12 protein-coding genes are annotated in these 13,601 nt (G+C 68.7%); 9 read left to right on the top strand and 3 right to left on the bottom strand.

The features are described from left to right. Positions 1 to 231: 231 nt before the first annotated feature. The 8 genes from ABIC90_RS16825 to nikR all read left to right on the top strand — a co-directional run bounded on the left by ABIC90_RS16825 (position 232) and on the right by nikR (position 7,546). Positions 232 to 1,272 carry an ABC transporter substrate-binding protein gene (locus ABIC90_RS16825; RefSeq protein ID WP_354355880.1) on the top strand — a complete coding sequence of 347 codons (1,041 nt, stop codon included), beginning with the start codon at positions 232 to 234 and terminating at the stop codon, positions 1,270 to 1,272. Then, positions 1,269 to 1,814 (top strand): nucleoside deaminase, encoded by a 546-nt coding sequence (locus ABIC90_RS16820; RefSeq protein WP_354355878.1) that lies wholly within the window; start codon positions 1,269 to 1,271, stop codon positions 1,812 to 1,814. The genes ABIC90_RS16825 and ABIC90_RS16820 overlap by 4 nt, the downstream gene beginning before the upstream one ends. Positions 1,815 to 1,843: 29 nt before the next feature. Beyond that, complete coding sequence (locus ABIC90_RS16815; RefSeq protein ID WP_354355876.1) at positions 1,844 to 2,674, top strand: urease accessory protein UreD; 831 nt, start codon at positions 1,844 to 1,846, stop codon at positions 2,672 to 2,674. Positions 2,675 to 2,856: 182 nt separating this feature from the next. Then, positions 2,857 to 4,341: a DUF4331 domain-containing protein gene (locus ABIC90_RS16810; protein ID WP_354355874.1), complete on the top strand. Its 1,485-nt coding sequence runs from the start codon at positions 2,857 to 2,859 to the stop codon at positions 4,339 to 4,341. Between the two features lie 12 nt (positions 4,342 to 4,353). Further along, on the top strand, positions 4,354 to 4,644 hold the full coding sequence (locus tag ABIC90_RS16805; RefSeq protein WP_354355872.1) for a hypothetical protein: 291 nt from the start codon (positions 4,354 to 4,356) through the stop codon (positions 4,642 to 4,644). A gap of 5 nt (positions 4,645 to 4,649) precedes the next feature. Next, the gene (locus ABIC90_RS16800; RefSeq protein ID WP_354355870.1) at positions 4,650 to 5,837 is read left to right on the top strand and encodes a tetratricopeptide repeat protein; all 1,188 of its coding nucleotides are present in this window, start codon (positions 4,650 to 4,652) and stop codon (positions 5,835 to 5,837) included. 10 nt (positions 5,838 to 5,847) lie between these two features. After that, positions 5,848 to 7,008 carry a HupE/UreJ family protein gene (locus ABIC90_RS16795; protein ID WP_354355868.1) on the top strand — a complete coding sequence of 387 codons (1,161 nt, stop codon included), beginning with the start codon at positions 5,848 to 5,850 and terminating at the stop codon, positions 7,006 to 7,008. A 55-nt stretch (positions 7,009 to 7,063) separates the two neighbouring features. Further along, positions 7,064 to 7,546 (top strand): nickel-responsive transcriptional regulator NikR, encoded by a 483-nt coding sequence (nikR, locus tag ABIC90_RS16790; RefSeq protein ID WP_354355866.1) that lies wholly within the window; start codon positions 7,064 to 7,066, stop codon positions 7,544 to 7,546. Between the two features lie 27 nt (positions 7,547 to 7,573). On the opposite strand, the gene ABIC90_RS16785 is transcribed toward nikR, so the two are convergent. Then, positions 7,574 to 9,673 (bottom strand): TonB-dependent receptor, encoded by a 2,100-nt coding sequence (locus ABIC90_RS16785; protein WP_354355864.1) that lies wholly within the window; start codon positions 9,671 to 9,673, stop codon positions 7,574 to 7,576. A gap of 313 nt (positions 9,674 to 9,986) precedes the next feature. Between ABIC90_RS16785 and ABIC90_RS16780 the strand changes: the two genes are divergently transcribed. After that, the gene (locus ABIC90_RS16780) at positions 9,987 to 11,642 is read left to right on the top strand and encodes an ankyrin repeat domain-containing protein (RefSeq protein WP_354355862.1); all 1,656 of its coding nucleotides are present in this window, start codon (positions 9,987 to 9,989) and stop codon (positions 11,640 to 11,642) included. Positions 11,643 to 11,669: 27 nt separating this feature from the next. Here ABIC90_RS16780 and ABIC90_RS16775 read toward each other — a convergent pair whose 3' ends face one another. Continuing rightward, positions 11,670 to 12,089, bottom strand: a complete 420-nt coding sequence (locus ABIC90_RS16775; protein WP_354355860.1) for a sel1 repeat family protein — start codon at positions 12,087 to 12,089, stop codon at positions 11,670 to 11,672. Between the two features lie 133 nt (positions 12,090 to 12,222). Then, positions 12,223 to 13,515 carry a glutamate carboxypeptidase gene (locus tag ABIC90_RS16770; RefSeq protein ID WP_354355858.1) on the bottom strand — a complete coding sequence of 431 codons (1,293 nt, stop codon included), beginning with the start codon at positions 13,513 to 13,515 and terminating at the stop codon, positions 12,223 to 12,225. Between the last annotated feature and the right edge of the window lie 86 nt (positions 13,516 to 13,601).

The raw sequence follows: 13,601 nt of genomic DNA, 5'->3' as shown, positions 1-13,601 counted from the left end.
GCGCCTGGATTGTGACGCGCCCCGCCGCCGCTCCAAGCACCGAGCGGCAAAGCCCGAGCAAAAGCCCTTGGCATGCCTCGTGCATGACTGCCCGCAAGAGTAGAAGCGTTCAGCAGCGCACGCACCACGAACGTGCGCCCGCCCGGAAATTGCTCTTGAAGCGCCTTCTGCCCGTGCACCCCATGCACATGAGGAGCGGAAGGATTCAAGACCCGAAGATTCCGAGGCCCCATGCAACGTCGATTTTTTCTTGCGTCCACCGGCGCCACAGCCGCCGCCGTTCTCGCCGCCCCTTCCGTGTTCGCCCAGGGCGGCGGCAAGCTCACCCCGATCAAGTTCACGCTCGACTTCCGCATCAACGGCCAGACCGCGCCCTTCTTTCTTGCGCACAGCAAGGGCTACTACAAGGACGAAGGCCTGGACGTGAGCATCGACACCGGCGCCGGCTCGGTCGCGTCGATCACGCGCATCGCCAGCGGCGTCTACCAGATGGGCCTGGGCGACATCAGTTCGCTGGTCGAGTTCAACGCGCAGAACCCCGGCACGCCGATGGTGCAGGCCGTGTACCAGTACTACAACCGCGCGCCCTTCGTGATCATCGGCCGCAAGGACCGCGGCGTGACCGGCGACTTCAAGAGCCTGCAAGGCAAGAAGGTGGCGGCGGCCGCTGTCGAATCGACCCGCCGCGCCTGGCCGATGGTGGCGCGCAAGCAGGGCATGCGCGCCGACGCGTTCCAGTGGCAGACCACCGACTTCAGCGCGCGCGACAACGTGATGGTGCGCGGCGACGTCGATGCCGCCACCTACTTCCACGACTCGGCCATTTCGCTCTTCGCGCGCATGAAGCCGGAAGACCTGTCGGTGCTCAAGTACGCGGATGCGGGCGTCAACCTGTACGGCAACGCGATCCTTGCAAGCAGCAACCTCGTGGCGCAAAACCCGAAGGTGGTTGCTGCCTTCCTGCGCGCGACCAACCGCGCCATCGTCGAGACCTTTGCCAATCCCGGGCCCAGCATCGCCGCGATGCGCCAGCGCGAACCCATCCTGGACGAAAAAATCGAGCTTGAACGCTGGGCCGTCACGGCGCAATATGTGGGCGCGGCGGACACGCGCGGCCACGGCCTCGGCGACATCAGGAAGCTCACGCTCGAGCAGCAGGTCGACGAAGTGGCCGATGTCTTCGGACTCAAGGCCAAGCCGGCGGCTGACGCCATCTTCAACACCTCGATGCTCCCATCGCGCAACGAACGCATGATTACCACCAAGGCATGAACTTCAGCAACATCAGCAACAGCACCACCTGCGACACCGCGTCGCTCCCCGAAGAAACCACGCTCGACGAGCGCGACGGACGTTATTTGCGCAAGGCCATCGGCTGGTCGCATCTGGCGCGCCGGCGCGGCAACCGGCCCTTCGGCTCGATCATCGTCTCGGCCACCGGCGAGGTGCTGGCCGAGGCCTACAACAACACCGGAGAAACCGGCGACTGCACCGGCCACGCGGAAACCAACGCCATCCGCGCGCTGGCCGGCCGCGGCATCCCGCGCGAAGAACTCGCGGGCGCGACGATCTACGCATCGGGCGAGCCCTGCGTGATGTGCGCGGGCGCGATCTTCTGGTCGAACATCGGCCGCGTGGTGTTCGGCATCGACGCCGAGCGCCTGCGCGTGTTTCGCGGCGAACGGCAGGACCAGCGCGATGCGGAACTCTCGTGCCGCGACGTGTTTCGCGCGTCGCCGCACTCCATCGAATGCATCGGGCCGGCGCTGATTGACGAATCGTCGGCGGCGCACGACGGGGCATGGAAGGTCTGACCGGCGTCGTGGCTGGATAGACTCGCCGCATGCCCTGGCACGCCCGACTCCACCTCGACTACCGACAAGAATCCGCCCGCACCGTCGCCCGCTTCAGGCACGACGGGCCGTTGCGCATCCTGCAGAGCCTGTACCCGGAGGGCGATGCGGTCTGCCACAACGTGCTGGTGCATCCGCCCGGCGGCCTGGTGGGCGGCGACACGCTGGACATCGACATCGAAGGCGCCGACGGCAGCCATGGCCTGATCACCACGCCAGGTGCTTCGCGCTTCTACCGTTCCGAGGGCGAGCTGGCACTGCAGCGCACGCGCATCCGCCTGGCGGCCGGCGCGCGGCTCGAATGGCTGCCGCTGGAAGCCATCTGCTACAGCGGATGCCGGGCGGAAAACCGGTTGTCCATCGAGGCCGAGCCCGGCGCTGAATTGATCGGTTGGGACGTGACCGCGCTCGGCCTGCCGAACGCCAACCAGCCGTTCGAGCGCGGCACCTATCTGCAGCACATCGAGGTGCCCGGCATGTGGCTGGAGCGGGGGCGCATCGATGCGGCCGACCAGCGGCTGCTGCAGAGTCCGCTGGGTCTGGGCGGGCACCGGTGCATGGCGTCGTTGTTCTTCGTGTCGGGCTCGCCGGCAACGCGCGCTCGGCGAGAGGCGCTGTTGGGGCATGCACGAACGCTGCTGGAAGCGCATGGCCTGCACGAGAGCGCGGGCGCGACCAGCCCGCATCCGGAAGTCGTGGTGCTGCGCGTGCTGGCGCCCGTGGTGGAGCCTGCGATGCAGCTGCTGCGCCAGGTGTGGCAGGCCTGGCGGGCGGCGCTGTGGGAGTTGCCAGCGGCTGTGCCGCGGATCTGGGCGACGTGAGGGTGGCCTGAGGGCCACAAAGTCCCCGAGCGCGGACAAGCCACAGCCCGCCCCGCCGGCCGTATGAAGCCGAGCGCATTCCGTATGAAATTTCCGGCCCGCCGTCCGACAAACCAATCGGCCTTTGCCTCCGTATCTGAGTTGGCCTCTTCCTAAACCGACTCCTACTGAGGGTGACAGCAATGAACTTCGTTCGAATTCCCCTGCATGCCTGCGTTCTTGCAGCGTGCACGCTGACGGCATCCGGCGCATTTGCCTCCAGCCACCGCGAGGCACCTTCGATCGCCGGCTCGCCCAAGGTCGACGCCACCGATTTCTACATGTTCCGCAGCTACGAAACCGGCCGCCAGGACTACGTCACCCTCATTGCCAACTACCAGCCCGACCAGAGCGCGTACGGCGGCCCGAACTACTTCTCGATGGACCCGAACGCGCTCTACGAGATCCACCTGGACACCGACGGCGATGCGGTCGAGAACATCACCTTCCAGTTCCGCTTCAAGAACACGCTGCGCGACATCCAGTTGCCGATTGCCGGCAAGCAGGTCTCCATTCCGCTCGTGCAGGCCGGCGGCATCAGCGGCCCGAACCAGGCCACCAGCAACCTGCGCGAAACCTTCTCGCTGAACATCGTGCGCGGCGACCGCCGCACCGGCACCAGCGAAGCCGTGACCGCGGCCGGCGGCGCCAGCGAATTCGACAAGCCCACCGACAACATCGGCAACAAGACCTTCGGCAGCCCCACCGGCTATGCCACGTATGCGGCCCAGCACTTGTACAACGTCAACATCCCGGGTTGCGCGGCACCGGCCCGCGTGTTCGTCGGCCAGCGCAAGGACCCGTTCAGCGTGGCCCTGGGCCAGATCTTCGACCTGATCAACCTGAACCCCCTCGGCCCGACGAACGGAAACCCCGACGCATTGGTCGACAAGAACGTCACGAGCCTGGCGCTGGAAGTGCCCACTTCGTGCGTGACCACCGCCGGCAAGCCGATCATCGGCGGCTGGACCACCGCGAGCGTGCGCCAGGGCCAGCTCGTCGCCAGTCCGCCCAAGCGCGGCCACGGCACCACCAAGCTGGCCGGCGGCGCCTGGGCCCAGGTCTCGCGACTGGGCATGCCGCTGGTCAACGAGGTGGTCATCGGCCTGAAAGACAAGGACCGCTTCAACAGCTCCAAGCCGAAGGATGACGGGCAGTTCGCCGACTACGTGACCAACCCGACGCTGCCGGCGCTGGTGCAGACGCTGTTCCCCTCGGCACCCGCGCCGACGAACTTCCCGCGCACCGACCTGGTGGCCGCATTCCTGACCGGTGTCGAGGGCGTCAACAAGCCCGCGAACGTGACCGCCTCGGAAATGCTCCGCCTGAACACCAGCATCGCTCCGACGCCCAAGGCCGCCCAGAACAACCTGGGTGTGGCTGGCGGCGACAACGCGGGCTTCCCGAACGGGCGCCGTCCCGGCGACGACGTGGTGGACATCGAGCTGCGCGTGGCCATGGGCGCGCTGTGCGTGCTGACAGGTGCCAACGACGCGCTGCAGGTCGGCTGCAAGCCGTCGGACGCACCCGCGGGCTCGGCGGCGATCACCGACGGCGCGCTGCAGAGCGCGGCACAGTTTCCGGAAACCTTCCCCTACCTGAACACGCCGCTGCCGGGCGCTCAATAAAAAGAGAACGCCATGACCACCAAGTTCTATCGCATTGCCGGCCCGCTGCTGGTCGCCGCCACCCTCGCGGGCTGCGGCGGCGGAGGCGGCGGGGGAGGCTTCAGCTTCTATCCGTTCCCGCCCGCAGGGGGAGGAGGAGAGCAACCGCAGCCGCCGGCGCAAGCGGACGCCTACGACACCTTCATCGCCTATGTGAAGGCGCTGGTGAACGGCGGCGGGCTCGACACCATCGAGCCCGCGGACGTCGCGCGGTTCGATCCGCCGCCGACCTCGGAGACCAAAGACCCCGTCTCCACCGAGTGACCGCCGTGCTGCCGCGCCTGCCCACACGGTACGTACTGCAGGCAGGCGCCGTGGCCCTGTGGATGGCCGCGGCGGCCACCCAGGCCCAGGCCGCGCCGCGCGTGCCCACCGACGACAACGAAGTCGTCGAGTCGCTGCCTTCGGTCGCCGGATGGTCGAAGGAGGCGCGCACGCTGCGCCGCGAGCTGCAGCAACGGCCGACGGACGTGGCCGTGGCCGTTGCCGCCGCCGACCGCTATCTGGAACTGGCCAGGTCCCAGGGCGACGCGCGCTACGCCGGCCATGCCATGGGCGCCCTCGCCCACTGGGCCGCCTTGCCGCCCGCCGAAGCGCCACCGGCCGTGCTGGTGATGCGCGCCACCATTGCGCAGTTTCTGCACGATTTCGACGGCGCCGAGTCGCTGCTCAAGACCGCGCTCGCACGACAGCCATCGAACGCGCAAGCCTGGATCACGCTGGCCACCATCCACCGCGTGCGCGGCCGCTACAACGAATCCGATGCGGCCTGCCGCGCGCTCGGCCGGGTCGGGCCCGCGCTCTACGCCCTGGCCTGCCTGGCGGAAAACGCCGGCCTGCGCGGCAACTACGACGAGGCGCGCGGCGTCTTGAAGAACCTGCTCGACGATCCCCAGCTCCAGACCCGCGAACAGGCCGGCACGCGCCAGTGGCTGCTCACCAGCCTGGCCGAGATCGAGGAGCTCGCCGGCCGCCCTGCCGAGGCCGATGCCACCTATCGCCGCGCGCTGCAGGCCGAGCGTTCGGGCTACCTGCTGCTCGCCTACAGCGACTACCTGCAGCGCGCCGGCCGGCCCCAAGAGATTCCCGCCTTGCTGGCCACCGAGGCGCGCAGCGACGCGGTGCTGCTTCGCATGGCCATCGCCGCGCGCGGCCTGGAAGCCGCGCGCACCGATGCGGCCGAACTCCAGGCGCGCTTCAGCGCGGCGGCCCAGCGGCCGGGCACCACCGCGGTCCATGCGCGCGAAGAAGCGATGTTCGCGCTCGACGTCGAAGGCGACGCCGCGCGTGCGCTCGAACTGGCAAGGCTCAATGTGAAGCTGCAGCGCGAACCCATCGACCTGCTGCTGTTCGCACGCGCTGCCGTCGCCGCAAAAGACGAACCGGCGCGCGCCGAAGTCAGGGCGCTGGTGCAGCAGATCGGCCTTCGCGATGCGCGTGTCGACGCGCTGCTTTGAAACCCACGCCATGACCTTGCGCACCTGCCGTTCCCTGCTGGCCTTGCTGTTCCTCGGCATGCTCGTCTTGATGGCGTTCCCCGCCCGCGCCCACAAGGCTAGCGACGCCTACCTGCAACTGTCGCGCGACGGCGAGCAGATCGACCTGCGCTGGGACATCGCTCTGCGCGATCTCGACGCGGTGCTCGACCTGGACGCCAACGCCGACCAGAAACTCGCTTGGGGCGAGGTGCGCACCCGCCTGGATGACATCAAGGCCTACGCCTTGGGCCGGCTTCGCCTGCAGGGCGGCCAATGCGTGCCCGCCGAAACAAGCGCGCCCGCCATCGAAAACCGCATCGACGGCGCCTACCTCGTGCTGCAGATGCGCGCCCCGTGCAGCGTGGCTGCCGCGCTGTCCATCGACTACAGCCTCTTCAAGGACGTGGACCCGACGCACCGCGGCCTGCTGCGCGCCGAAACCGAGGGCTCGGCAATGCCGCTGCTGCGCTCGCTGGATCCGTCGGCCGGCCCTGTCTCCATCGAATGGGCCGGTGTCCAAGGCGCAGAAGGCTCGACGGTGCCCGCCAGCTTCTTCGCCGACGGCATCCACCACATCCTCATCGGCTACGACCACATCCTGTTCCTCCTCTGCCTGTTGCTGCCCGCCGTGCTCAAGCGCCAGGGCGGCGGCTGGACGCCCGTGCTCGCATGGAAGGACGCCGCCTGGCCGATGCTGGGCATCGTGACGATGTTCACCGTCGCGCACTCGATCACGCTGGCGCTCGCGGGGCTCAAGCTCGTGACGATCTCGCCGCACATCATCGAGCCCGCGATCGCGGTCACCATCATCGTGGCGGCGCTGGACAACATCTGGCCCGTGCTGCGCGGGCGCCGCAAGCTCTTCAGCTTTCTCTTCGGCCTGATCCACGGTTTCGGCTTTGCGGGTGCGCTGGGCGAAATCGAACTGCCGACGCGCCAGTTCGTGCTCGCGCTGCTCCAGTTCAACCTGGGCGTGGAGGCCGGCCAGCTGGCGGTGGTGGCCGTGGCGCTCGTGGTGCTGCTGGCACTGCGCAACTGGCGCCGCTACCCGCCGCTGGTGCTGCAGGGCGGTTCGATGGCCGCGGTGGCTGTTGCCACGGTGTGGCTGTGCGAACGCGTGCTCGATGTGAAGGTGCTGCCCTTTTCGTGACCGGCGCTGAATCCGGCGGGGAGCAGGTCGCGTACCTTCTGCAGACACACCGCCGATGAACCGCTTCACCATTTCCCTCGACCCGCAACTCGCACGGCAGTTCGAGATGCTGGTCGCGCAGAAGCGCTACACCAGCCGCTCGGAAGCGGTGCGCGATCTCATCCGCTACGGCCTCGGCCGCGCAGGCCTCAGGGGCATGCAGTTCGACGCCGCCGTGTCCTCGTGCATCGCCAACGTGAGCTACGTGTACGACACGCGCGAACTCGCGCTGGCCTCGCGGCTGCAGGCGCTTCGCCATGCGAACCACGGCATGGTCGTCGCGTGCCACCAGACACCGCTGGACCACGGCAGCTGCATGGAATGCGTGGTGCTGCGCGGGCCGGTCCCGGCCGTGCACGATGTGTCGGACGAGCTGATTTCGCTGCGCGGCGTTCGCCACGGCGTGGCGAATGTCGTGGCGCTGACGGACGACGCGGCGCCGCACGCCCATGCGCATTCACCGGCACATCCGCATTCGCACTTCACCCCGTTGAACTGACGGGGCCTTCGGGCCTCTGCCGAAACGTCAGAACGTCCAGCGTGCGCTGGCACGCGCGCTGCGCGGCTCCATCGGATGCACATGCCGGCCGTTCACGCCGCCGTTGCACGCGCCGGTCACCACTTCGCCCGCCGAGCAGGACGCATAGGCGTACTCGATGTCGTTGCCTTTCTTGCCGGCAAGGTTGAACACATCGAGCCCCAGCGTCAGGTTCCTGTTGACGGCGTAGCGCGCGCCAAAGTTGAGCAGCGTGGTCGAGCGCGAGCGAATGGTGTTGGTCGTGTCCAGCGCGCGCGGGCCCAGGTAGCGCAGCCGCAGCGATGCGGTCAGCGGGCCGTCGACGTAGGTCAGTCCTGCGGCGAACACGCGCTCAACGGCGTTATCGACATGGTTGCCCTCGCCCTCGGGCGCGAGCCCCCTGAAGCGCGCGCGCGACACCGCGCCGTCCAGCTCCACCCGCCAGGTGCGATCGAGCTTCCAGCGCATCGTCGCCTCGATGCCGCGGCGGCTGCTGGCACGCCCGGGCTCCGTGGTGCCGGCGTCGCCGACGTACACGAGTTCGGAGTCCAGCCTCAGCTGCCACAGCGCCACCGTGGCCGTGAAGTTCTCGTCGGGCTGAAAGCGCCAGCCCAGCTCCGCGCCCCGCCCCTTAACCAGGGCCGGCGCGCGGTCGGCGGCGTCGCCGCTCGCGGGGTCGATGGCAATGGTGGCGCCGCGCACGTCGTTGCTGTGAAAGCCCACGCCCGCGTTCAGGTACAGCTCGTGCTGCGGCGTGATCGCAAACGCGAGCCCGGCCTTGGGGCTCGCGATCGCATCGTTGCCCTTGCCGCTGTTGACCGCGCCATACACCGGCTCGCGCCCGTCGACGCGGTAGCGCAGCATGTCGCCGCGCACACCCGCATAGCCGCGCAGCCGGTCGGTGAAATACACCAGCTGCTGGCCGTACACCGAGAACAGGTCCTGCGACACCTTGTCGTTGCGCACCGTCGAGAGCCGCTCGCGGGCCTGCGTGTTGTACAGGCCCACCTCCGAAATGCGGTCGCCGCGCCAGCTCGCGCCGAAGCTCAGAATGCCGTCCAGCCCGCCGAACTTGGTCGGCATCGTTCGGCCCGCCTGCGCGCCGAAGATGCGGCGCCGGTCGGTCTGCTCGAACTGGTCGCCGTTGACCGGGTTGTTCATGAAGTAGGTGAAATCGGAGAACAGGTCGAAGCGGTAGTCGATGGCGTAGGCGCTGATCGTCGTCTCGCCCTCGGGACCCTTGTCGAACCACTTGCCCGACAGGCTCACGCGCTGCGTGTTGCCGCCATCGGTCGGGTTGAGCGAGCCGAAGCGCGAGAGTTGCCCGCTGTCGATCAGGCGCTCGGGCACCTGGTCGGTCGAAGTCCAGCGGCTCTTGTAGGCCATGCCGGTGATGCTGAATCCGCGGGTGGGCGAGCCTTGCGAATAGCGCAGCACGGCGCTCGCCTTGCGCAGGTTTTCGGGCACGTCCCAGGGGCCGTCGTTGCCCTCGATCTCGATGGCGCCCAGCCAGGTCTGGTCCTGTCGGGTCTGCGAGCCCGCGGCCAGCAGGCGCTTGAAGTTGCTGCTGCCCAACGTGACTTCGGCAAAGGGCGCCTCCAGCACGCTGAAGTAGTCCAGCGCCGCGCTGCCCGCGAGCGAGAAGTCGCCGCTCTCGGCAAAGTACGGCCCCTTGCGGTAGCGCACGCCCGACACGAGTTCAGGAATCAGGAAGTTCAGGTCCGCATAGCCCTGGCCGTGCCCGTGCGTGGGCATGTTCACCGGCATGCCGTCCACCGTCACCGAGAAGTCGGTGCCGTGGTCCAGGTTGAAGCCGCGCAGAAAGTACTGGTTGGCCTTGCCGTCGCCCGAATGCTGCGTGGCGACCACGCCCGGCACCGCCTCCACGATGTCGCCCGGCCGCAGCTTGGGCCGCGTCTGGAACGACTCGCGCTCCACGGCGCCTTCGCTCGCGCTGTCGGCCGAGCCGATGGCGGCATCGCGCGGTCCGACGATGTCGATTTGCGGCAGGTGGTTCTGCTGCGCGCAGGCCGCGGCGCTGCCGAAGAGTGCGCCGCACAGCGCGCTGACATGCCAAGGCTGCGAACCCATGCGGGTAGAGAGTTTCATGAACGCCTTTTTTTGTCTGGCAACCGATGGGTTTGTCGTACGCCCATCAGTTACGCAAGCAAAGACCGGCCGGATTCGATGCCGTCGCAAACAGTTCGAGCCGGCATCTCGCAGCGCAGCACGCGCGTTGCCGTTGACCCCCCGCGCGCCCATGCCCTAACATCGCCCCCGCGGTGCAAGCCGCGCCCGGGCCCGCGGGAAGGGTTGAACCCACTTGCTTCACACGCTGCTGCGCTCTGGCGCAGCGCCATCCACCAGCTCCTTTGTGCAGCCGGAATTGCGGGTCGTCGGCGCTTCATGCACGGAGGTTCATGTGAAACGCATTCCCGCACGGCCCGACCTGGGCCATCTCAAGAAGCAAGCCAAAGCGCTGCTTGCCGGCTACCGAAGCGGCGACCCCGCCGCTTTCCTGCGATTCCGCAACGCATTGCCCGCCGCCGCCCGCAAGGACGACACGGCCATTGCCGGCCTTGGCCTTCGCCTGCACGACGCGCAATCGTGCCTGGCGCGCGAGTACGGCTTTGTGTCGTGGGTCGATCTGCAGGGCTTTGTTCTCGCACGCCTCGCGCAGGCGAACGACCCGGCTCGCGCAACGCTGCTCTGGCTGCGCGCGGTGTATGGCGGCGAGATCTCGGGCGGCAACAACATGGCCAGGCCCGCCGTGGCCGCTCGCCTGCTGCAAGAAAGCCCGGGCCTTCCGGGCGACGACCCGTACCTGGCCTGCGCCATCGGCGATGAGCCCCTGCTGCGCCAGACGATCGCGCGCGATCCGGACTGGGTCCGGCGTGCGGGCGGCCCGCTGTCGTTGCCGCCGCTGCATGCGGTCGCGCACTCCAGCCTGCTGCGCCTGCCGGCCTTTCGCGACCGGCTGCGCGCATGCGCCAAGCTGCTGCTCGATGCCGGCGCCGATCCGAACCAGACCATCGGCAGCCGCTGGCCGCCCGCCTCGCTGGCTGCGCCCGCCGACGACACGCGCCTGTCCGTGCTGTACGGCGCAGCCGGCCAGAACCGCGACGCGGAAATCACGCGGCTGCTGCTGGACGCCGGCGCCGACCCGAACGACGGCGAATCGCTCTATCACTCGCTCGAGGAACCCGCCTGCACACGCCTGCTGCTGAAGGCCGGTGCCCGCGTCGAAGGCACGAATGCGCTCTACCGCGCGCTCGACCTCGACCGGCTCGAGTCGCTGCAGCTGCTGCTCGCCCACGGCGGCGATCCGAACGAAGCCGCACCCGGCGCACCCACGAGCGATTGGGGACGGCCGCTGCTGTGGGCCATCCGTCGGCGGCGCTCGCCCGCGCACATCCAGGCGCTGCTGGACTCGGGCGCCGACGCCTCGGTGCGCACGCCGGAGGGCATCGACGCCCACACGCTCGCGCTGCGCTTCGGACTGACGGAGGTGGCCCGGCTGCTCGCGCAGCGGACCGGCGGCGCGGCACAGCTGGCAGCCGACGAGCGCTTCATTGCCGCATGCGCGCGCGGCGACGAGCCCGCGGCCCGGCAGCTGCTGAACGAGCATCCGCAGTTGCTTTCGCAGCTGTCTCCCCTGCAACTGCGCCTGCTGCCCGAACTGGCCGCGCAGCCGGGCTGCGGCCATGCCGTGCGGCTCATGGTCGAGCTCGGCTGGCCCATTGCCACGACCGGCGGCGACTGGAACGGCTCGGCGCTGAACCAGGCCGTGTTTCGCGGCGACGCGGCGCTTGCGCGCTTCCTGCTCGCACACGGTGCCAGCTGGACCGAGCGGCACGGGTTCGGCGACAACGTGTGCGGCTCGCTGTCGTGGGCCTCGCTCAACCGGCCCACCGAAGACGGCGATTGGGTCGGCTGCGCCGAGGCGCTGGTCGCGCATGGCATGCCCGGCGCCCAGCCCGACCCGGGCGGCTCGGAGGGCGTGATCGTGGACGGACGGCTCACCCGGTTCTCCGACGAAGTGACCGACTTCATGCTCGGCGCATCCAGGTTGCCATGAGGTGAACAACAGGCAGGCGCGCGCACCTCAGTCGCAGGCCTTCACGCCTGCGGGCGCGTTGCGCAGCCTGTTCAGAAACGTGAGCTGCACTTTCGCCGTTTCGCTTCCCTGCATCGCGGCCTGGCGCATCCACTGGCGCGCCTCGCAGCGATCGGTGCGCACCGACTGGCCGTAGAGCACCGGCCCCGTGAGCAGCACCATGCCGAGCATCTCCTGCGCTTCGGCATCGCCCTGCGTGGCGGCGTCGCGCAGCAGCTCGAGCATGGCGCGGTAGTCGCGGGCGGTCTGGGCTTCGAGCGCGAGTTGGAAGCGCTGTGCCGCATGCAGGTCGGCGCCGCGGTCCGCAGGTCCGGCAGCGGACAGCGCGGCCGTGAGGCACAGCGCGCCGGCCCACACGATGCGCCAGCGCAGCGACCAGCTCGCGATCTGGTTGAGTTCGGATGCCATCGAGGTTCTCCACAAGTCGTTGATGTGGAGGGCATCGTGGCGCCGCGGGCCGCAAAAGAAAAACTGGAATTCACGCAGGGCGCCTCAGCCGGTGCCTGAGGCGCCGGCATTCACGCCAAGGGACCGCGCCCGCCTACTTCGCCGGTTGCTGCTGCGCGCTCAGGTCCATCAGCATGCGCGAGAGCAGGTAGACGCGCGGCACCACGCTCTCGACCTCGGCGTATTCCTCGGGCGTGTGGATGCCGCCGCCCACGATGCCGAAGCCGTCGAGCACCGGCACGCCCACGCCTGCCACCAGGCTCGCATCGGCTGCGCCGCCGCTGCTTTCGATGGTGAGCTTCTTGCCGATCTCGGCGTAGATGCCCTCGGCCATCGCGACCAGCTTGTCCGATGCGGGCGAACGCGGCATCGGCGGCAGGCCGCGCACCAGACGCACGCGCACTTCGGTTTCGGGAATCAGCTTGTTCTGCGAGATGCGCACCAGGTCTTTCTCGACACGGTCCAGCTCTTCGGGCGTGGCGGCGCGCACATCGCCCTTGGCGCTCGCAGTGGCGGGAATCACGTTGGTCGGGCCGTTGGCCGTGAGCACGGTGAAGTTGACCGTGGTCTTCTTCGCGGCGTCCGCCGCCTTGGACAGTTGCAGCACCTGGTGCGCCACTTCCATCGCGGCATTGCGGCCGGCCTCGGGCGCCACGCCCGCATGCGAGGCCAGGCCCTTCACCTCGACCAGCGCCGTGGCCGAGCCCTTGCGTTCCACCACCAGGCCGTCGGCGGGCCGGCCGGGCTCCAGGTTCAATGCCACGTCATGCTGCTTGGCGATGCGCTCGATGAGCGCGCTGGTGCCCACCGAGCCCACCTCTTCGTTGGTGTCGATCAAAAAGGTGATCTGCCCGTAGTCCTTGAAGCCGATCTGCTGCAGCACCTTCAGCGCCTGCAGGCCCGCGACCACACCGCCCTTGTTGTCCATCACGCCCGGTCCGTAGGCGCGGCCGTCCTTGATGTAGAAGGGCTTGGCCGCGGCCGTGCCTTCCTTGAACACGGTGTCGATGTGGGCGAGGATCAGGATCTTCTTCTTGCCCTGCCCCGTCAGCGTGGCGACCACGTTGGTGCCCGGATGCGGATCGGCCGCAAAGGTCTCGATGCGTGCACCCAGCTTGCGCAGTTCTTCGACGGCGATCTCGCGCACCTTCGCGAGCCCGTCGGTGTCGGCCGAGCCGGAGTCGATGTTGACCAGGCGCTCCAGCAGTTTCAGCGCCTCGTCCTTCTGCTGCGTGGCGGCATCCAGCGCGCCCTGGTGCGGCTTCTGGGCCATGGCGTTGCCGGCCGTGGCGAGCAATGCGCAGGCGAGCAGCACGCCCTGGCAGGCGGTGCGCAGCGGCGCGGGATTGAGGTTGTTGAAAAGGGTGGTGCGCTTGGAAGAAGTCATGAAGTCCGTTGTGTTGTTCGCTTGAATTCCGGTGTGACGACGCCCGCTACTCGCGGGGCAGCAAGGCCCACGGCAGCAGCGTGCGA

It is taken from the genome of Variovorax boronicumulans, from assembly GCF_040544675.1.
Lineage (GTDB): Bacteria > Pseudomonadota > Gammaproteobacteria > Burkholderiales > Burkholderiaceae_C > Variovorax > Variovorax boronicumulans_D.
The sequence above is the reverse complement of the archived record's forward strand: the minus strand, read 5'-3'. Positions and strand labels throughout refer to the sequence as shown.

Coding starts and splice junctions, on each gene's coding strand:
- ABIC90_RS16825 (WP_354355880.1), top strand. CDS start 232: ATGCAACGTCGATTTTTTCTTGCGTCCACCGGCGCCACAGCCGCCGCC.
- ABIC90_RS16795 (WP_354355868.1), top strand. CDS start 5,848: ATGACCTTGCGCACCTGCCGTTCCCTGCTGGCCTTGCTGTTCCTCGGC.
- ABIC90_RS16805 (WP_354355872.1), top strand. CDS start 4,354: ATGACCACCAAGTTCTATCGCATTGCCGGCCCGCTGCTGGTCGCCGCC.
- ABIC90_RS16770 (WP_354355858.1), bottom strand. CDS start 13,515: ATGACTTCTTCCAAGCGCACCACCCTTTTCAACAACCTCAATCCCGCG.
- ABIC90_RS16775 (WP_354355860.1), bottom strand. CDS start 12,089: ATGGCATCCGAACTCAACCAGATCGCGAGCTGGTCGCTGCGCTGGCGC.
- ABIC90_RS16785 (WP_354355864.1), bottom strand. CDS start 9,673: ATGAAACTCTCTACCCGCATGGGTTCGCAGCCTTGGCATGTCAGCGCG.
- ABIC90_RS16815 (WP_354355876.1), top strand. CDS start 1,844: ATGCCCTGGCACGCCCGACTCCACCTCGACTACCGACAAGAATCCGCC.
- nikR (WP_354355866.1), top strand. CDS start 7,064: ATGAACCGCTTCACCATTTCCCTCGACCCGCAACTCGCACGGCAGTTC.
- ABIC90_RS16820 (WP_354355878.1), top strand. CDS start 1,269: ATGAACTTCAGCAACATCAGCAACAGCACCACCTGCGACACCGCGTCG.
- ABIC90_RS16810 (WP_354355874.1), top strand. CDS start 2,857: ATGAACTTCGTTCGAATTCCCCTGCATGCCTGCGTTCTTGCAGCGTGC.